The following is a 19599-nucleotide window of genomic DNA, read 5'->3' on the forward strand; positions in this document are numbered from 1 at the left end:
GGGCGCGGTTTTTACGGAAACGGATGCGGATGCGGATTCAGCTGCGTATAAGTGAGCGGCTGTTTGGCGTAGCCGAGCTTGACCGGGACGTGCAGAACGCGCTCCAGATTGGTCAGGCGGGTCAGATGGTGACCAAACGTCATCGGGAGCATTCCCGGAATCAGCACCCGCACGCAGGACAGCCCAAGGCGACTAACCTCTGGCGTCGTCTGATCGACGACAATCACGTCAAGCTGCAAGCGGCGGAATGCGTCCAGCAGCTCCTTCAGGTCGTCGGTCAAATCCGCATGTCTGCCCGGCTCCCCAAACGCCTCGGCAAAAGACTGCTTTCGCCCGTTGTTTTCGAGCAAAAAGCCAAGCCTGTCTTCTGCTTCCGGCAAGCCGTAGAGCATAGCGTGATCGTCCATTTTTTTCACGAGCGAGGCGTCGTGGTACATGCGCAAATAGTGATCGCGATTGGCTTCGAACTTGTCATGCAGGTTGTGCAGCATCGCTGCGATTTCGTGCAGTCCGCTTTTGACAGCCCGTACCGGGTCGGGATGGGCCCCGCCAGCGCAGACGAGATTCAGCCCTGTCTTTTTGCGTTTTTTCGCAATCATCCAGACGCTCGGGATGCCGTTTTCCATCGTCGCATTAAACATGTGCAGTTCGTAGTCGGTGACGGACTCAAGACGCGCGATCATCAAGTCCAGCTCGCGGTCGCCGGACGATGCCGGATCGAGCCTTGGCAGCGGCAGTTGGGCGTACCAGGTGAGCAAAAAGGCATCCCGCTCCACCACTTCCAGCATGCCGTAAAAAATCGCTTCCTCCAGACTGCCTCCAACCGCACAGCCATTGGACGTCTCAAAGACGAACCCGTCTCCAAAGCCCAGACTGTAGTAAGCCATCCGCTCGGGCACGAGGATCGGTCGCTCCTGCATGCAGGAATAGCCCCATACCCAGTTCATCGGTCGCTTCGCGTCAAACGGTTGAAAAGGAAAGTCGGGCAAAGCGTACTGCTCCCTGGAATGAACGCCGCACGTCAGAGGATCGAGCGCGTCTTCCGCCAGATTCGCGTAGCAGTCGTACACAACCGTTTTTTTGCCGCGCGGCGTCAAGCCGCAATAGCGCTCCAGCCCTTCCAGAATGGCCGTCCACTCGCTGTCGGCGTAGGAATTCGACCTCCCTGCCGTCGCTTCGTCGTGGGGAAACAGCGGAAGATTGACGCTCACATCCGAGTAAACCGAGACGAGATCGCGCATTTTTCCGTTCAAAAAGCCTGTCCTCGCATCCACATATTCCGTGCGCAGCGCAGGCTGCAAATCATCCATTGACTTTACACGATAGCTGTGCGGATTTCGCTTTGGATTCGGTTTCCAGGCAAAAGTCGCTCCCTCTGGCGTGTCCTCGGCCAACTGCCCGCAAACGCCGCAGTGCGGATCGGCGAGAAAAAAGTGGCGGGAACTCGCCAGCGTTTGCAAGTCAATCAACTGGAGATGGTCGCGCAGCCGGGCTTGTTTTCCCGCCGCGACCCGCTGGACTTCTGCCGCCACATAATGGCTCACCTGCAAAAGTCCCGAGCGCGAAGCCCAGGCATCTGTCGCCACCCCTCCCTCTTCTGTAAGCTGGAACTGATGCTCCCACATTTCCTTGCGATCACGGCCCGCCATGAGCCGCCGCATGTCCGCACATTGTGAGCAGCCCGGAACCCCCGGCTGCACGTACGGCCCAACCACTGCTTCGCCGAAGGAGACAAACGCCCGAAGCCACGGGATGCCGGATGCCTGAAACCACTTTTCCGCTTCCAGATGCTCATGGGGCCGCCAACCGTCTTGCAGCACTAGCGCCATGTCGGCACGTGCAGTTACACGTTCGACCGTCCGCTGTCTCGTCAGGCGAAAATCCGCATGCAACTGCGAGTAAACCAGATCAGCCAACAGCCCTTCGCCCACGATCAGAATCTCCTTACCCATGCGCTTCCTCCTCTCGCAGCGACAGAGCGATAACTCCCCCCAAATCTTCCTGTAAAAATGGCTCTACAGCGGCATCCAGCAACACTGGAACAAGTCGATTAAGGGCGAGCACGTCACGGGCCTGCCGCCAAAGCTCTATCTCGCTTTCCGGGCAAGGGCGAATCTGCACTTCTTTGGGATGGTCGGGCTGATCCAGCAAAACGGCCGATACCCTGACGATGGGAGCGAGCTGCTCATCCGGTATGCCCTGCTGTTTTTGCAGCGCCACTTGCAGCGCTTTTCGCAGTGCCGCCGCTTCATGCAAACCGACACTGCCAAACCAGTCTGGGCCAATCCCTACCCAATACACTGGGAAACCGCAAACATCCGCACCTTGGGCGATGCGAGGCTGCGCTTTCCCGATGGCCAGCGCGCGCAAGTAAAAACGACTCGGCTCATCTTGCAGCTCTGGCAGCTTCACGCAAGTTACCACAGGCGGCTGCAACTGCACCTGTTCAGCCAGCCTGGCTTGCAGGTAATGATGCAACGCGCGGCACAGCGCCTCCGCTTTCGACTCACCTGCGCCTATGCCCCAGGCGTTCTCCTGTGTCCGGTCAGGCTCGCCGCCAAACAGATGGGCATGAGCCGTCCGGATGCCACCCGCGCTGACAAGGCGGGACACGTACATTTCCGCCCCCAGCAAGCCCGCTTCCCTACGCGCTTCTTCATGGGTATACCCCGGACATATGCAGGCAGGCAGCAGCTCCGCTGGCCCGTCAGCTACAGGATCGACTGCCTGCACCTGACACTCTGCAAGCGGCAACTGCACCAGCTCCCCTTCGTCCCAGATGTGGAAAATGCCGATGTCAGGTGAAGTCCACGCCTGAAAGGAAGCAAACAGATCCTTCCTTGGCGGCACGGCTTCCGCAAGCAACTCCTGTTCCTCTACTGCGACGGGAGGCAGACTTCCTGTAACGAGCGGATGCGCCATCGTCATTTGCCAGCTTCCCGAAAGCGTCTCCAGATCGAGCATGAACAGCTTGCTGTCCGGCTCCGTTTCTGCTATTCCGGTCACATGCTTGAACCATTCAAAGACAGCGACATTTGCCAGCAGGGCGGCAGTTGTAGCCGTAAACGGATGGTCACGCGGGTCTTCGTTCAAGGAAACGCGGTGCAAGCGGCGCAGAGCCGACTCCAGACACACTTGCGAGCCCGGGTGAACCAGCGGGCCAGCGAATCCCTTTTGCAGCAGCCCAAAGGCGGGAACGAACGTTTTTCCCATCTCCCGGCAGAGGGAATGCACGAGCTGCAGCTCGCTTTGCTCCAACTGATCCGCGACGTACAATACCGCCGAAAACGGTGCAAGCACCTGCTCCCAGCCCGCTTTTCCCTGCTGCTTCCGCGAGATTTCCGTCAGTGTTGCCTCCGCATCCTTTTTCCTGGCATGTTCGTACAGCTCTGCCAGACGGCTGCGATTCACGTTCGCAGGATTGGTCAGCACGTAATGAACATGCGGGCAGCCCGACTCCCACAACGCGTGAATCAAGGCCAGTAAAAAAGGGCCTGCCCCTACGGCGAGCGGTTTTTGCTGCCGATACAGCTGAAAGGCATAACCGCCTGAGCCTGCCAGATGCTCGACCAAGCCGATCTGCGCGGAAAATTGCTCCACAACTTCAGCCGACAACTGGTGAGGCTTGCGCGCGCTGACGTCGCGGGCAAATCCGTTTTGCAGCAGACTGTTGGCGATTCGATAAATCTGGGTCTGGTATTCCTCCGGCAAGTCAGCGGTGATCTCAGCCAGCGTATATTCCCCGTTGAAGATCGGCAACAGCTTCTGGACCCATTGATCGATCATTTCTCCTTCCATGCGAAACGTCCCGACGTTATTGCGAAAGTACACGCTGCCGTCGGGACTCGGCAAAAAAAACGTATCCCGGTTCACTGCCAGACGCATCGATGGATTCAGTTTGACCATGCTCCTCCTCCTTGCTTGGCTGTAGTCGCCACTTCGCACTATGAGGGTGTCACGGTCATTTTATGTCGAACGATTTGTCCGAAATGCCCGCGGGAAAAAGCCGAAAAGCTCCTGCCAGGTCACAGCCTGACGGGAGCTTTTGTTGTGAACGGCTAGAAGCAACGGGCGCACGACGTGCAAGGGAAAAAGCACGGAAAGAAGCAGGTGCCAATACAACTGCAAAAGCAACTGCACGAACAACTGCATCGTGCGCATCGGGCACAGCGGCCGCAACGGCCACATCGGCTGCGAACCAGCATCGCTTCCTGTTCTTGTTCTTTATGCCAAGGAGTCACTTTCTCCGCCTTGAACTCCGAAGTCTTCAGCTTTCTGAGCTCTTTTTTAAAATCATCCATCTGATCTTCACCTCCGCCACTGCATGTAGCTACTCTACATGTATGAAGCAGCGATAGGTATTCGTTCCGGCTGCAAACGCCCATTTTTGGCGGGACAACACCGGAAGCGCTCCGCCGCCGCTTGCGTCAAGAAACGGACAAAGCGCGTAAAATCCGGGCTAGTGGCTATCATATGGTTGATCGCGCTATGCTCGTACGATAAAATGAAGCGTTGCAGGGATTGTCAGAGAGGATGAGCGCGTCCGCATGAAAAAATGGGTTCTGTTGTTCGGCTATGCCTTCGTCTTTTTGATCGGTTTTTGGCAAAAAGAGATGTTTTTGGACTGGATTGAAAGCGATTCCATTCAGCTTCTGCCGCTGATGTTTTTGGCGTCTGTTTTTCTTGGTTTGTTTCCGGTCATTCCGTTCGGCTTGTTCGCCGGAATGATGGGCGCGAAGTTCGGGCCGATTTGGGGTGCCTTCATCAACTGGACAGGCTCTGTCGGCTCCGCGTGGCTGTTTTTCCTGTTTGTGCGCTACGGGTATCAACAAACCGGACGCCATTACCTGGCAAAATACCCGCGCCTGGCGCTGTTGACCCGTGCCTTCGAGCAAAACGCCTTCGTGGCTGTCCTGTTCGCCCGCCTCATCCCGTTCATCCCTTCGCCCGTCATCAACATTTACGCGGCGATCAGCGCGGTTCGCTTCCCGACTTTCGCGCTCGCGACCGCAATCGGAAAAATCCCGACCATGCTGGTGTTTGCCCTTTTGGGCGATCAACTGTTCCACAATGCCCAGCGTTCCCTGCTCACGCTCCTGGCTTATGCAGGCTTTCTCGGCATCGCCATCCTGCTCTACCGCAGATGGCAGACCCGCGGCAAGGCGAAGACGTCCTCGTAGCTCGCTCTCGCTGCTTATGCCGGACTGTAGAAAAACCCATACGGTTTATTTTTCCGGGACTGCCCTGCACGAAAACAACTGGGCTGCGCCGCAATCGCTGGTACCAAAACCAATGCAGCAGACCGCGCTATTGGGAGTCCGTCCCGCGCGCAAAAGACAGCCCTTTCGCCGCCAAAGCATCCCGGAGCTGCTCCACCGCTTTCGGCCCCATGCCGTGTAGCTTGAGAAGCTCCGTCTCACTGACAGCCGTGAGCTGTTCCAGCCGCTCATACCCGGCCTGGGCAAGCGCCCGCAGCGCCGGCTTTGCCAGCTTGGGAAAATCAGTAGCCGTTTCGTTTTGCTTCCGATTCGTCAAGTCTGTCCCTCCTTCTGCTTTTTCGCCGTATTTGCCTGTCAACTCCGCCAAATACCTTTTCATGCTCGCCAAAAGCTCTGGTGAGCACAGCACTGTCACTTCCAGCCCCAACCCTATGAAGTATTTGGCAAAATAATCGAGGTCTCCCTCCGCGATGCTGCCTGCAAGCCAGCCCGTCCCATCCGGCCTTGTATGCAGGAGAGAAGCGGCCCACGCCTCCACTTCGCACATCTGCACCCCTGCCCTTGTCAGCTCTGCGTATACAGGGCTTCCCTCCTGCTCTGCGATCACGCGCTGCGACTTACGATTGGCCAGATGAACATCCCGCAAATCGAGCGGCTCCCACTCCGCCCCGGCAAACGCCGCAGCATGAATCCGGTCGCAACGGAATACACGATAATCTTCGTTTTGCCAGCAATAGGCCGGGCAGTACCACAGCCCGTTGCGCGTATAAATGCCGATCGGCTGAATGTGGCGGCTGGAGCGCCTTTCTCGTGATTCGTACTCGATGACCAGCACCTTCTGCTCAACGGCTGCTTCGAGCAGGATGGACAAATACGGCGATTCCGCCTGCCTTTTCGGCGTGACAAAATCTACCCGGTTCCTCATCTGGTCGATCCGCTCGCGCACGTCCGGCGGCATGCAGGCGTAAAATTTGCTCACGGCCGAAGCCGCTTCTGCCGCAAAGGGCAGCGAAGAATAATGGCGCAGCGCATGAATCGCAAAAAAGATGGCAACCGCTTCTTCTTCGGAAAAAGCAATCGGCGGGAGGATGCGCTCCTTCAGCACGCGGTAGCCGCCATGAGGCCCTACCTCGGAGTAGAGCGGCACTCCCCACTCGCTCAGTTCCTGCAAATCGCGCAGCATCGTCCGCTGCGAGACGCCAAACTCACGAGCCAGCTCTCCGACGGTAAACGAACGCTTGCGATTGACAGCCATCAGCAGTTCGAGCAGGCGTTGTGATTTGGACATTTGTCTCATTCCTTCTAACCATGACATGTTTTGTCACTATTATCTGCTACCATCAAGGTAAAGTCCAGTGAGGAGGAATGAACATGTCCCATGAACAACAGCCACAAACCCCAACGCGAAAATTTTTCCGCTCCGGCGAGATGCGCCTCTCGTATCTCGACTATGGCGGCGACAGCGAAAACGTACTGTTGCTGCTGCACGGGCATATGAACGATGCGCGAGTCTTCAGCACCTTTGCCGGACAGCTCACAGGCTGGCGTGTGCTCGCCCTGGACCAGCGCGGCCACGGCTGGAGCGATCATTCGCCGGAAAAAGATTACTCGCGAGCAGCCTATCTGCAAGACATCCTGGCTTTTGTCCAGTCCGAGCTTGGCGGACAGCCGGTCGTCATCCTCGGTCATTCTTTGGGCGGGCTCAATGCTTACCAGTTTGCCGCCCGCTATCCGCAATACGTGCGGGCTGCCATCATCGAAGACATCGGCGCCGAAATCCAGGCAGACTTGTCTTTTGCCGAACGGCTCCCCGAACGCTCCGCTTCGCTTGCCCAATTGAAAGAAGCATTGAGGCAGGTCGGTGTGCGCGCCGTGGACTACTTTGCGGAAAGTGTGTTTGAGGATGAACGCGGCTTTGGCTTTCGTTCGGATTGCCCGGGAATGCGCATCTCGCAAGAGCACTGCAACGGAGCGTGGTGGGAAGACTGGCTGTCCTCGACTTGTCCCGTGCTGCTGATTCACGGCAAGCACAGCTTCGTCATGGACGAAGCACATGCCCGGCTAATGGCCGCGCGCAGACCAAACACTGAGCTTGCCGTATTTGCCGAGTGCGGACACGATATTCATTCTGCGGACCCGGACGGCTTTTTTCAGGTCGTCAGCAAATTTCTCAAGACGGTGGATAGCTGTTTAGCGACAGATGAGAGGACCTAAAAAATTCCAGACCCTAAACCAGATCGAACTGCAAATCTGCGCGGTGGCAAGGGCGGGGAATATTAGATTGTTAACAGAATATTATTATGGTAAACAAACGCAACTGCAAATGGGAAGACATTGTTGCCAGACTGTGTGATTCCCCCGTATAGACAAGCCTTTCCTTTGCGAAACAGGCATGCTGTAACATTTTCACCGACAAAAAAGGCAGTGGCCTGCCTGGAGCGTGCTGCATCGCATGCATGCGGCATACGGCACACTACTCCTGGCCGACCACTGCCCTTTTGTTTTGGAGCCTGAAAAGAATGTTCGCCACCCGCTACCTGCCTCGCCTGACAAGCGTACTGCCCTTCCAGTCGAAGACGAGCGGTGCGCCTTTTGCTTCCGGCTCCCAGCCTTGCGCCACCGCTTCCGTGATGATCGCCTCCACATCAGATGGCTTGATGGCCCGGCGTTCGCGCGTTGGCAGGAAGCCGTCTGCACCTGCCAATCTCGCGTCATGCACGTCTGCCTTGGCATAGACGCGAATCAACTGTCCCGTTCCTTCCGCATGCTGAATCGTGGCGACAATCATCCCGTCCGCAGCGGGGCTGACCACCCAGCGATAATCGGTTTGCCCTACGGTCATTTTCCTCGTGCCTTTTTTGCTTAACGCCATGCCTTCCCCCTGTTTTTCCCTTTCTCTCACTTTTGTCGTTGTTCATGGTGCATCGGTTCGGCAGACCGCTCGTCTGACTCGGACGGCGCAAAGCTCATCGCCTGAAACCAGACAAACACAGCGAGCAGCAGCAAAGCCCCGACGACGGGATGCCGCAGCACAAGCAACGTTGCGGACGGTTCCGCCTTCTTCTGTTCAAGCAGTTGCCACCGCTCCATCAACAAAAGACACGCCGTGTACAGCATCACCAGAAAAAACAAAAGCGGTTCCGCCTGCTCCAACGTTATCATTTCCCCAAGCATGGCCCCCATCATGCCTGCCATCAGCCCGGACAACGTGCCTTCGATCACGGTCAGCGCCGATAAAGGCAAGCCCACGAAAAAGCCTGCCACTGCACCAGCCGACATCCCCCACAATGTGGAACGGGACAGACTCCCCTGAAAGGCAAGTCCAAACAGCATGCCCGCGATCAGCCCGATCAGCATCCCGACCGCCATGGCGCTTACCATCCCGTGCATTTGCTGTATATGCCCTCTCCTGCGCCAAACCAGCCAGGCAAACCAGACGTAGGCGATGATGACAAACACAAAAATCTGGGAAACGGCGCTCATGAAATCACCTCTGCCTATGAGTCCCTCTTTACACCGTATGAACGGACGGAGAAAAACAGGACAAGAACAGACGGCGGCTCCCTGGCGCTTGCGTGTTCTGCGCAGACGGTTGCATTGCTCTGGCTTTCGTCCCAGCCAGCATCCATGACCGAAGCGACCTCACGAGTGCAATCGAACAGCCAATGCCATCGTGATGCGAGCTGCCGTAACCAGCTTCCTGCTTACAGCTCGATAACCTTCGTCGCGATATTTTTGCAAAACTCGCTGTCATGCTCGACAAACAAAATCGTCGGTGCATGCTGCAAAAGCAGTTCCTCGATCTGCATGCGCGAAATGACGTCGATAAAGTTCAGCGGCTCATCCCATACGTACAGATGCGCCCGTTCGCACAAGCTTTTGGCGATCAGCACCTTTTTCTTCTGTCCCCCGCTGAACGCAGCCATATCTTTTTCAAATTGCACGCGGGAAAAATCAAGCTTGCGCAGTATCGCCTTGAACAAGCTTTCGTCCAGCCCGTTGCTTCTGGCGAAGTCGGTCAAATTGCCCTGCAAGTGCGACGTATCCTGGGAGACGTAGGAAATTTTCAGTTGGCTTCCTTTGCGGAACGTTCCCGTATAGCTCACGTCCTCGCCGCAGATCAGCTTGAGGATACTCGACTTGCCCGAGCCGTTTTTCCCTGCCAGCGCGATTCGCTCCCCTTGGGAAATCGAAAAACGGATACCGCTTGTTACCTGCTTGTCACCGTAAAAAATCCCGACGTCCACCAGCTCGACCAGGCGATCTTTATGGTACGCCAGCGGCGCAATTTTTAACGTATCGCTCTGCTCCACGTTTTTCAGCAGCCTGGACTTTTCCTCGATAGCTGCATGCTGCCGCTGCTCCAGTGATTTGGCGCGCTTCATCATTTTCGCTGCCTTGTGGCCGATGTACCCTTTGTCGACTTTGGAGCCGGAATTTCGCGTGCCGTTTTTCGTTTTTTCCACCGCATGCGACCAGTTGCTGGTGCGTTTGGCGGCTTCGGACAGCCGTTTGATGTCCTTTTTCAGCCGCTCGTTTTCGGCCAGCTCGTAGTTGTCCTGCCGCTCCTTGTTTTCCCACCACGTTGAAAAATTGCCTTTTTGAATCTCGATGTTCGTCTTGTTGATGGACAGAATGTGGTCGACGCAGTTGTCGAGAAAAGCTCTGTCGTGGGAGACGAGAATAAAGCCGCTTTTCGTCTGGAGATAGTCGCTCACGAGCTTTCTGCCAGCCATGTCCAGATGGTTCGTCGGCTCATCGATCAGCAAAAAGCTGTTTTCCTTCAAAAACAACGCCGCAAGCAGCACCTTCGTCTGCTCGCCGTTGGACAACGTCGCAAACGGCCGTTCCAACACTTCCTCGTCCATCTGCAAATAGGAAAACTCGCGCAAAAGCTCCCAATGCAGATAATCGGGAATCATTTCCTGGATGATCTCTGCGGTGATCCGCTCCTTGTTTTCGATTGGATACGGAAAATATTCGAACTGCACCTGCGCCGAGATCGTGCCGCTGTATTCATAGCGCCCGAGCAGCAGGTTCAGAAATGTCGTCTTCCCTCTGCCGTTCCTTCCGGTAAAGCCCAGCTTCCAATCGGTATCGATCTGGAAGCTCACGTTTTCAAATATGTTATCGAAACTGCCGTCGTAGGCAAAAGTCAGATTCGTCACTTTGATGGTCGACATTCCATCATCCCCCCTGGATAAAAATAGAAGAGCTGCAAGAAAGTTACTCTCTTGCAGCTCAAATACGCATAACAAAACCTACTCCATCCAGGAGCCGGATTCGGCTATATCGCTTGAGTGAACAGATGCAGTAACTTTCTTGCATACAAGGAAATAAGCATGCGAAAAAACGCAATTGTTTTCCTTCTCGTGCAAGAAAGCTTACTTCATCGGCTTCAACTCCAGTTCATCAAAGTACACTTATTTTACCACGCCGTATGGTTTCGATCAACGATCCGGCACGCTCCACAGCAAATGTCCCGGTGCTGCCAGTCTGCGCGCAAGAGCGACTGCCTCTTGCTCGCCTGACGAGCCGGACCGGGTGCTTTTCGTCATTTGTTGCTGCTTGCGGCTTCGTTTTCCTTCAGCTCCAGCGGATTTTTCTCCAGGAAGTTGGTCGCAAAATGACCCGAGACAAAATCAGGATGCTCCAACAGTTTTTCGTGGAACGGAATCGTCGTGTGCACGCCTTCGATCACGAATTCGGCAAGCGCCCGCTTCATGCGAGCAATCGCTTCTTCGCGCGTTGTGCCCCACGCAATCAGCTTCGCGACCATGGAATCGTAAAACGGCGAAATCTCGTAGCCCGGATATACAGCGCTGTCTACGCGCACGCCGTAGCCTCCTGGCGGCAGGTAGTTGCGAACCTTCCCGGGGGATGGCATGAAGTTTTTCACAGGATTTTCCGCATTGATCCGGCATTCGATTGCCCAGCCGTTGATTTTGACGTCTTCCTGGGAAAAAGACAGCCGATTGCCTGCCGCGACCGAAATTTGCTCTTTGATAAGGTCGATGCCCGTAATCATTTCCGTAACCGGATGCTCGACCTGGATGCGCGTGTTCATTTCCATGAAGTAAAACTGTCCATGCCGATCGAGCAAAAACTCGACGGTGCCCGCTCCATGGTACGAAACCGCCTTTGCGGCCGCGACAGCCGCTTGTCCCATCCGCTCGCGCAGCTCCGGATCGAGTGCAGGAGATGGCGCTTCCTCCACCAGCTTCTGATGGCGACGCTGGATCGAGCAGTCCCGCTCGCCCAGGTGGACGACGTTGCCGTGCTTGTCGCCCATTACCTGAATTTCCACATGGCGCGGTTCCTCGACGTATTTTTCCAGATACACGCCCGCGTTGCCAAAAGCTGTTTCCGCCTCTTTTTGCGCCTGGCGAATCGCTTTTTCCAGCTCTTCGGCGTCATAGGCGACGCGCATGCCTCTGCCGCCTCCGCCCGCTGTCGCCTTGACGATGACGGGATAGCCGATTTTCTCGGCCACCTGCAGCGCTTCGTCGATGTCGTCGATCAGCCCGTCCGTGCCTGGGACGAGCGGCACATTCGCCGCGCTCATCGTCGCTTTGGCGACCGCCTTGTCTCCCATTTTTGTGATCGATTCCGGATCAGGGCCGATGAACGTAATGGAGCAATCCTGGCACAGTTGGGCAAACGAAGCGTTCTCCGCCAAAAAGCCGTAGCCGGGATGAATCGCATCCACGCCTGTGAGCAAGGCAACCGTCATGATCCGGGCCATGTTCAGGTAGCTGTCCTTGGACTCCTTCGGGCCGATACAATACGCTTCGTCAGCCAGTTCGACGTGCAGCGCTTCGCGGTCTGCTTCCGAGTAGACAGCGACTGTGGCGATTCCCAGCTCCTGGCACGCCCGGATAATGCGCACGGCGATCTCGCCGCGATTGGCAATCAATACTTTCGTGAACATAGGAACGCTCCTTCTTACTGTGGTTTGACGACCAGCAACGCTCTGCCGTAATCGACGAGTTGACCGTCTGGTACAAGCACTTCTGTTACGATCCCGGCCACAGGCGACACAATGTCAGACGACAGTTGCAGCGCGTCCACGGTGCAGCGTCCGACTACCTCCTGTGCCTTGATCGCCTGGCCGACGGTTACTTCTGCGGAAAAGATGCCGACAGCCGTGGACAGGACAAGCTGTGTCCCTTCCTCTGGCGCTTTTTCCTCGGCGACGGCTTCGACCGGCTCTGCCGCAACCGTCGCCGCTGCTTCCTGAAAGCCTTGCTCGACTTCGCTTGCTTGCTCAGGGAGCACGCCTGCCGCTATTGCGACAGGCTCGCTTTTTTTGATGACGATCCGGGTTTTGCCCTTTTGCCATTCCAGTTCCTCAATGGAGGACTGGTTCACCAGCTTGATAAATTCACGCAGTTCATGCAGCTTCATTCCAAGACGCTCCCCTCTTACAATGGGATGTTCCCATGCTTTTTATATGGACGGTCTTCCTGCTTGTTTCGAAGCATCTCCAACGCTTGAGCGACCTTCAGGCGCGTCTCGCGCGGGTCGATCACATCGTCGACCATGCCCAGGCTGGCTGCGACGTACGGATTGGCGAACTTCTCGCGGTATAGCGCGATTTTTTCCGCACGCGTCGCCGCCGGGTTTTCGCTGCTCTCGATCTCCTTGGCAAAAATGACATTGGCTGCGCCTTCCGGTCCCATCACGGCGATTTCCGCATTCGGCCAGGCGTAGACGATGTCCGCGCCAATCGACTTGGAGTTGAGCGCCACGTAAGCGCCGCCGTACGCCTTGCGCAAAATGACGGTGATCTTCGGCACAGTCGCTTCCGAATAGGCGTACAAAATTTTCGCGCCGTGGCGAATGATACCCCCGTGCTCCTGGTTGACCCCTGGGAAAAAGCCGGATACGTCCTCGAAGGTCAAAAGCGGGATGTTGAAGCAATCGCAGAAGCGGATGAACCGCGCCAGCTTGTCGGAGGAATGAATGTCGAGTCCTCCTGCCATCACCTTCGGCTGGTTGGCGATAATCCCGACGCTGTGGCCGTCGATGCGGGCCAGTCCGATGACGATGTTGCGCGCGAAGTTTGGCTGCACCTCCATGAAATCGCCAAAGTCGACGATTTTTTCGATCACCTTGCGCACATCGTACACTTTGGTGCTCTCGGCAGGTACCAGATCAATCAGTTCTTCCTGCCAATCCTTGCCGGCTTCTCCTTCCACTACAGGGGCGCGATCGCGGTTGTTTTGCGGCAGGAAACTGAGCAGCCTGCGCACGCTTTCGAGTACCTCCTGCTCGGACTCGGCCGTGAAGTGGGCGTTGCCGCTGACAGTAGAATGCACACGTGCTCCGCCCAAATCTTCGGCGGAAATTTTCTCGCCTGTTACCGTTTCGATCACTTTCGGGCCAGTGATGAACATCTGGCTCGTCTTTTCCACCATGAACACGAAGTCGGTAATGGCCGGAGAGTAGACGGCGCCGCCAGCGCAAGGGCCGAGAATGACCGAAATTTGCGGGATGACGCCGGAGTAGATCGCATTGCGGTAAAAAATCGTACCGTAGCCGTCAAGCGAGCTGACGCCTTCCTGGATGCGCGCGCCGCCGGAGTCGTTCAGCCCGATGAACGGAGCGCCGTTTTTCGCCGCCAAATCCATCACCTTGGCGATTTTCATTGCGTGCATTTCACCGAGCGCGCCGCCAAACACGGTAAAATCTTGCGCGAACAAGTAGACAGGGCGTCCGTTGATTTTCCCGTAGCCCGTCACGACGCCTTCGCCGGGCGCTTCCATCTGGTCCAGCCCAAAGTGCGTGGCCCGGTGCTCGACAAACGGATTCAGCTCCACGAACGTGTCCGGGTCGAGCAGCAGCTCGATCCGCTCGCGGGCGGTCAGCTTGCCGCGGTTGTGCTGGGCATCAATGCGCGCATCGCCGCCGCCCAGCTGGATTTTAAATTTTCGTTCCATCAATTCGTCGATTTTTTCGTACATATCGCTCATCGTCCGACCTTCTTCCTGTTCCTCTATTTCATGATCGCTTTTTCGTAGATCGCTACCAGCTGCTGAACTGCGCTCGTCGGTGACAGCTCCCCGCTGGCGACAGACTGCTCAATCGCCGGAAGCATTTGCGCGACCTGCGGATTGCCGAAAAAGGTGGTGCGCAAATAGTCCTGCACCATGCTGTGCATCCAGTCGCGCAGCTGCGCCTTGCGCCTGGCCGCGAAGCTGCCTGTTTTCATTGTCTTCTCGCGAAACTGTCCGATGACGTCCCAAATATCGGCAATGCCTTCGCCAGTAAGCGCCGAGCACATGTAAGCCTTCGTCTCCCAGCCGGATGTCGCAGGCTGCAAATAGTGCAAGACCCGGTTGTATTCGCCCTTGGCGATCAGCGCGCGGGTGCGGTTTTCCCCGTCTGCCTTGTTTATCACCAGCGCATCGGCGATTTCCATGATGCCTTTTTTGATGCCTTGCAGTTCGTCGCCTGCTCCCGTCAGCACGAGCAGCAAAAAGAAGTCGACCATCGACCTGACCGTTGTCTCGCTTTGCCCGACGCCGACTGTCTCGACCAAAATGACGTCGTAGCCTGCCGCTTCACAAATCAGCATCGTCTCCCGCGTCTTGCGGTTGACGCCGCCCAGCGTGCCGCCCGTCGCCGACGGCCGGATGAACGCCTGCGGATTGCGCGACAACAGCTCCATCCGCGTCTTGTCCCCGAGAATGCTGCCGCCCGTCACCGTGCTGCTCGGATCGACCGCCAGCACAGCGACGCGGTGGCCTTTTTCGCACAGCATCGTGCCAAATGCCTCGATAAACGTACTCTTGCCCGCTCCCGGCACACCAGACACGCCAATGCGAATGGAATTTCCCGTGTGCGGCAAAAGCTGGCGGATAACCTCCTGGGCCATCTCCATATGGGCGGCGGAGTTGCTTTCGACAAGCGTAATCGCCTGCGCAAGCACGGTCCGGTTGTTTTCGCGCACGCCCTGGACATACTGCTCGACGGAAAGGCGCGGGAGGCGAGCTTTGGAGGAAAAGTTCAGCGAAGCTTTGCCGTCTCCCCCTGCGCTCATGAGCCAGCAGCCTCCAGACGTTTTACAACCTCTTGCAAAACGTGCTGCGCCGCTACCGGAATGACCGTACCCGGACCGAAGATGGCGGCAGCGCCATGCTCGCGCAAGAAATCGTAGTCCTGCGGCGGAATAACCCCTCCGACGACGACGACGATGTCCTCGCGCCCCAGCTTTTTCAGTTCCTCGACGAGCTGCGGCAGCAGCGTCTTGTGCCCTGCGGCGAGCGAACTGAACCCGATTACGTGTACGTCGTTTTCCACCGCTTGCTTGGCGGTTTCCTCCGGTGTCTGGAACAGCGGCCCGATGTCGACGTCAAAGCCGAGGTCGGCAAAAGCAGTCGCGATCACTTTGGCGCCCCGGTCGTGCCCGTCCTGGCCCATTTTGGCGATCATGATGCGCGGGCGTCGGCCTTCCCACTGCTCGAACTCATCCGCCATCTTGCGCACCGCCGCCACTTCTTCGGCATCGGCGTATTCCGAACTGTAGATGCCGCTGACCGAGCGAATCACCGCTTTGTGGCGGCCGACCACTTTTTCGTAGGCATCCGAAATTTCTCCGAGCGAAGCCCGTGCCCGCGCCGCTTCAATCGCCAGCGCAAGCAGGTTGCCTTCGCCTGTGCGCGCGCACTCCGTAATCGCCGCCAGAGCCGCCTGCACTCTCGCCTCGTCGCGGTTTTGGCGCAGCTCCTGCAAACGCCGGATTTGCGCCTCGCGCACCGCTGTATTGTCGACTTCGAGAATTTCCAGCGGGTCTTCCTTGTCCAGACGGTATTTGTTTACACCGATAATCGCTTCCTTCGCCGAATCGATGTGCGCCTGGCGTCTCGCTGCCGCTTCCTCGATCTTCATTTTCGGCAGGCCTGTCTCAATTGCCTTGGCCATGCCGCCCAACGCTTCGATCTCTTCGATGTGCGCCCAAGCTCTTTCCACGAGCTGCTTCGTCAGCGATTCGACGTAGTACGAGCCTGCCCATGGATCGACGACCTTCGTAATCTGTGTCTCATCCTGCAAGAAAAGCTGTGTATTGCGCGCGATTCGCGCCGAAAAGTCCGTCGGCAGCGCGATGGCCTCGTCGAGTGCGTTCGTATGCAGGGACTGGGTATGCCCGAGCGCCGCTGCCATCGCTTCGATGCACGTCCGCACGACGTTGTTGTACGGGTCTTGCTCCGTCAGGCTCCAGCCGGATGTCTGCGAGTGGGTACGAAGCGCCATCGACTTTTCGTTCTTCGGATTGAACTGCTTGATGAGGTTCGCCCAGATCAGGCGGGCTGCCCGCATTTTCGCGACTTCCATGAAGTAGTTCATGCCGATTGCCCAGAAAAACGACAGGCGCGGTGCGAATGCGTCAATGTCAATTCCGGCGGCAAGTCCTGTGCGCACGTACTCCAGACCGTCTGCCAGCGTGTACGCCAGCTCGATGTCCGCCGTCGCTCCCGCCTCCTGCATATGGTAGCCGGAAATACTGATGCTGTTGAATTTCGGCATATGCTTTGAGGTGTAGGCGAAAATATCGGAAATGATTTTCATCGACGCTTCCGGCGGATAAATGTACGTATTGCGCACCATGTATTCCTTCAAAATGTCGTTTTGGATCGTTCCGGTCAACTGTTCCTGCGAGACGCCCTGTTCCTCCGCCGCCACGATGTAGAACGCCATGATCGGCAGCACCGCTCCGTTCATCGTCATCGAAACCGACATTTTGTCCAGCGGAATCCCGTCGAACAAAATTTTCATGTCGAGAATCGAGTCTACCGCTACCCCGGCCTTTCCGACATCGCCTACGACCCGCGGATGGTCGGAATCGTAGCCGCGGTGCGTCGCGAGGTCAAAAGCAATCGACAGCCCTTTTTGTCCCGCTGCCAAATTGCGGCGGTAAAAGGCGTTGCTCTCCTCGGCTGTGGAGAAACCGGCATATTGGCGCACCGTCCACGGCTGCGTCACGTACATCGTCGGATACGGCCCGCGAAAATACGGCGGCAGGCCCGGCATGTAGCCCAGATGCGTCATGCCTTGCACGTCTTCTTTTGTATAGAGAGGCTTGACGGGAATTTGCTCCAGCGTCTGCCAAATTTGCTCATCCAAAAGCTTTTTCGCTTCGGCGGATGCCACCTGGCTTGGAAACAGGTCGGAAATGTCCCGGCTGCCCCGATACGGCACTTTGGAAAAATCAGGTCTGTTCATCGTGAACTCACTCCTGTCCGCTCCTGAAGTTCTCGCAGCATCTCATAGCAATTCGTCCGCAGATGGATGCAGTCATCTACGCCAGCCGCCTTGTACGCGGCCAACTGCTCGGCGTCAGGCAACCCGGCAAGCAGCACGGTCATGTCGGCTGCTTCCTGCTTGAGCGCCTGGGCCAGTGTCGGCACCAGCTCGGGATAGCTCGCATCGTCGGAGCAGATGACGGTAATTTTCGCTCCGGAGGCGAGTGCCGCTTCCTTGGCTTCTGCGGCAGTGCCGTATGCTTGCGGACGCAAAACCGCAAAGCCACCGACGGCGAAAAACTCGGCGGCAAAATCCGCCCTCGCCTTATGCTTCGCCACAGGGCCGACTGCCGCGAGAAAGACGCTCGGGCGCTGTCCGGTTTTGTGCGTATATTCGTCCGCCTGCTTGCGGAGCGCTTCAAACGCCTCGGCCGCGCGGTGCGGACGCAGCGGGGCGATGACGGTCGCTGTTTGTCCGGAGCGGATCAGTGCTTTTGTGAGATCGCCCACGGTCGCTCCGGCGAGCGCTGCCTGTACAGCCTGGCCGACCCAATCTTCTGTGTCATTCGCCAGCTTTGCCAACGCTTCGGTAAGCGCAGATGGTGCATTTTTCGCCCGATGCGCGCGCAGTTCGGCGATGCGCTGTTCATGCAGGAGAGGTGCTTCCTGCTGCGGCAACGGCTGCTCGGCCGGATTCGGATACATGTTCGTGCCGACGATGCGGCTTTTGCGCTCGGCGATGTCTTTTGCCTTGCGTGCAGCGCTCTCGGCAATCAAGTCTTGCGGGAAGCCTGTCGCAAGCGCACGGATCATGCCGCCCTTTTCCTCCACCTGCAAAAACAGCTCCCACGCTTTTTTGGCCAGCTCATCCGTGAGCCATTCCACGTACCACGAGCCGCCGGCAGGGTCTGCCACCTTCGCCAGGTGCGCCTCCTGCTCCAAAATAATTTGCGTGTTGCGGGCGATGCGCCGGGAAAATTCGTTTGCCGGGCGAATCGCTTCGTCGAACGCCGACACGTGCAGACTGTCTACCCCGCCGACGATTGCTGAAAACGCTTCCGTTGTCGCGCGCAGCATGTTGACGTACGGATCGTACACGGTTTTCGTCCAGGCGGCTGTCCGTGCGTGAATCTTCATCTTTTGCGCCTCAACCGAGCCTCCGTACGATGCGACGATGTTCGCCCACAGCAGCTTCGCGGCACGCAGCTTCGCGATTTCCATGAACACATCAGAGCCGACGGCAAAAGAAAACTGCATCCGGCCCGCCGCTTCCTCAATCGTCAGCCCGCGCTCCAGCATGGCCTGAATGTAATCAACACCCGTCGCAAGCGTAAACGCAAGCTCGGCAACGGCATGACCGCCGCTTTCGTAGTAGGCGTTGCCTTGGACGAGAATCGTCCTCAGCTGCGGCGCATGCTCGCTCGCCCAGTGCGTTACTTTCGCCATGGCGTCAAACGCCGTGTCCAGCGAGTACGCAACCTCGCCTTCTGCAAGCAGCGCTGCCACCGGATCTTGGCCAATACAGCCGCGCAGCTTCTCTGCTTTTTGACCGTTTGCTTCCAGATGGGCCAACAACAGGGCAAATACCGGCAAGCCGAGCGGCCCGGTTTGAATGAACAGCGGCAGTTCCTCCAGATTCATGCCGCGCAGCGCTTCGCCCAGTTCCTCTGCAGAAAACAGGGAAACGCCCCCCGCTCCAATGTCCTCCGGCAGTGCTTCATCCGGGTCCAGTCCCGCCCGCGCTGCCCGGTCGAGGACGAGGTTCAGCATCGTTTGTCCGCGAGCCAGATCCGCGAGAGCCGTTTCGTTAAACGACCTGGCGTCCGGGGCCGTTATTTCCTGACAGACTTCCCAGCGCTGTGCGCCGCTTTCGTACGGATTTTTCGTTCCCCTGACAAATGGCGCCTGGCCCGGCTCTGCGTCCAGGTGTGGCAACCCTGCGACATCTTCCGTCCGGTAAATCGGTTGGCGGACGATACCTTCATAGGTCTTGGTCAACAGTTTGGCGTCGAATGACGCGCCCTTCAACGATTTTTCTGCCGCTTCCCGCCACTGTTCGTACGTTGGCACGGGAAACTGCGTAAACAGTGTGTCTTTGTTCACTTGTTCAGACCTCCCTTCCATAGCATTTTCCT

14 protein-coding genes and 1 pseudogene are annotated in these 19599 nt (G+C 57.2%); 2 read left to right on the forward strand and 13 right to left on the reverse strand.

Annotated elements, in window-relative coordinates; genetic code table 11:
• Positions 1–11: 11 nt before the first annotated feature.
• The 3 genes from EDM57_RS06030 to EDM57_RS24030 all read right to left on the reverse strand — a co-directional run bounded on the left by EDM57_RS06030 (position 12) and on the right by EDM57_RS24030 (position 4385).
• Complete coding sequence (locus EDM57_RS06030) at positions 12–1952, reverse strand: TOMM precursor leader peptide-binding protein (protein WP_122903867.1); 1941 nt, start codon at positions 1950–1952, stop codon at positions 12–14.
• Positions 1945–3906: a putative thiazole-containing bacteriocin maturation protein gene (locus EDM57_RS06035; protein WP_122903868.1), complete on the reverse strand. Its 1962-nt coding sequence runs from the start codon at positions 3904–3906 to the stop codon at positions 1945–1947. Before EDM57_RS06035 ends, EDM57_RS06030 begins: the two co-directional genes overlap by 8 nt.
• Positions 3907–4058: 152 nt before the next feature.
• Positions 4059–4385 carry a heterocycloanthracin/sonorensin family bacteriocin gene (locus tag EDM57_RS24030; protein WP_122903869.1) on the reverse strand — a complete coding sequence of 109 codons (327 nt, stop codon included), beginning with the start codon at positions 4383–4385 and terminating at the stop codon, positions 4059–4061.
• Positions 4386–4547: 162 nt separating this feature from the next.
• Here EDM57_RS24030 and EDM57_RS06045 point away from each other — a divergent pair, with 162 nt between their 5' ends.
• Positions 4548–5180: a TVP38/TMEM64 family protein gene (locus EDM57_RS06045; RefSeq protein ID WP_122903870.1), complete on the forward strand. Its 633-nt coding sequence runs from the start codon at positions 4548–4550 to the stop codon at positions 5178–5180.
• A gap of 382 nt (positions 5181–5562) precedes the next feature.
• Here the strand turns inward: EDM57_RS06045 and EDM57_RS06050 are convergent.
• A pseudogene (locus EDM57_RS06050) lies at positions 5563–6507 on the reverse strand (helix-turn-helix transcriptional regulator); the annotation flags it as partial.
• Positions 6508–6590: 83 nt separating this feature from the next.
• Between EDM57_RS06050 and EDM57_RS06055 the strand changes: the two are divergent.
• Positions 6591–7433, forward strand: a complete 843-nt coding sequence (locus EDM57_RS06055; RefSeq protein WP_122903872.1) for an alpha/beta fold hydrolase — start codon at positions 6591–6593, stop codon at positions 7431–7433.
• 319 nt (positions 7434–7752) lie between these two features.
• Here EDM57_RS06055 and EDM57_RS06060 read toward each other — a convergent pair whose 3' ends face one another.
• The 9 genes from EDM57_RS06060 to EDM57_RS06100 form a co-directional block, all read right to left on the reverse strand.
• Entirely contained in the window at positions 7753–8091 is a 339-nt protein-coding gene (locus tag EDM57_RS06060; protein WP_122903873.1) for a hypothetical protein, read from the reverse strand.
• Between the two features lie 26 nt (positions 8092–8117).
• Positions 8118–8702, reverse strand: coding sequence for a hypothetical protein (locus tag EDM57_RS06065; RefSeq protein WP_122903874.1), 585 nt, complete (start codon positions 8700–8702; stop codon positions 8118–8120).
• 221 nt (positions 8703–8923) lie between these two features.
• Positions 8924–10402: an Lsa family ABC-F type ribosomal protection protein gene (locus EDM57_RS06070; protein WP_122903875.1), complete on the reverse strand. Its 1479-nt coding sequence runs from the start codon at positions 10400–10402 to the stop codon at positions 8924–8926.
• A 371-nt stretch (positions 10403–10773) separates the two neighbouring features.
• Positions 10774–12150 carry an acetyl-CoA carboxylase biotin carboxylase subunit gene (gene accC / locus EDM57_RS06075; protein ID WP_122903876.1) on the reverse strand — a complete coding sequence of 459 codons (1377 nt, stop codon included), beginning with the start codon at positions 12148–12150 and terminating at the stop codon, positions 10774–10776.
• 14 nt (positions 12151–12164) lie between these two features.
• Positions 12165–12626 carry an acetyl-CoA carboxylase biotin carboxyl carrier protein gene (locus EDM57_RS06080; RefSeq protein ID WP_122903877.1) on the reverse strand — a complete coding sequence of 154 codons (462 nt, stop codon included), beginning with the start codon at positions 12624–12626 and terminating at the stop codon, positions 12165–12167.
• A gap of 17 nt (positions 12627–12643) precedes the next feature.
• Complete coding sequence (locus tag EDM57_RS06085) at positions 12644–14194, reverse strand: acyl-CoA carboxylase subunit beta (protein WP_122903878.1); 1551 nt, start codon at positions 14192–14194, stop codon at positions 12644–12646.
• Between the two features lie 23 nt (positions 14195–14217).
• The gene (meaB, locus tag EDM57_RS06090) at positions 14218–15264 is read right to left on the reverse strand and encodes a methylmalonyl Co-A mutase-associated GTPase MeaB (RefSeq protein WP_122903879.1); all 1047 of its coding nucleotides are present in this window, start codon (positions 15262–15264) and stop codon (positions 14218–14220) included.
• Positions 15261–17444, reverse strand: coding sequence for a methylmalonyl-CoA mutase (gene scpA, locus EDM57_RS06095; protein ID WP_122903880.1), 2184 nt, complete (start codon positions 17442–17444; stop codon positions 15261–15263). The genes meaB and scpA overlap by 4 nt, the downstream gene beginning before the upstream one ends.
• Positions 17441–19567, reverse strand: coding sequence for a methylmalonyl-CoA mutase family protein (locus tag EDM57_RS06100; RefSeq protein WP_122903881.1), 2127 nt, complete (start codon positions 19565–19567; stop codon positions 17441–17443). Before EDM57_RS06100 ends, scpA begins: the two co-directional genes overlap by 4 nt.
• Positions 19568–19599 lie beyond the last annotated feature (32 nt).

The organism is Brevibacillus gelatini, assembly GCF_003710935.1.
In the GTDB taxonomy this organism is placed as follows: Bacteria; Bacillota; Bacilli; order Brevibacillales; family Brevibacillaceae; genus Brevibacillus; species Brevibacillus gelatini.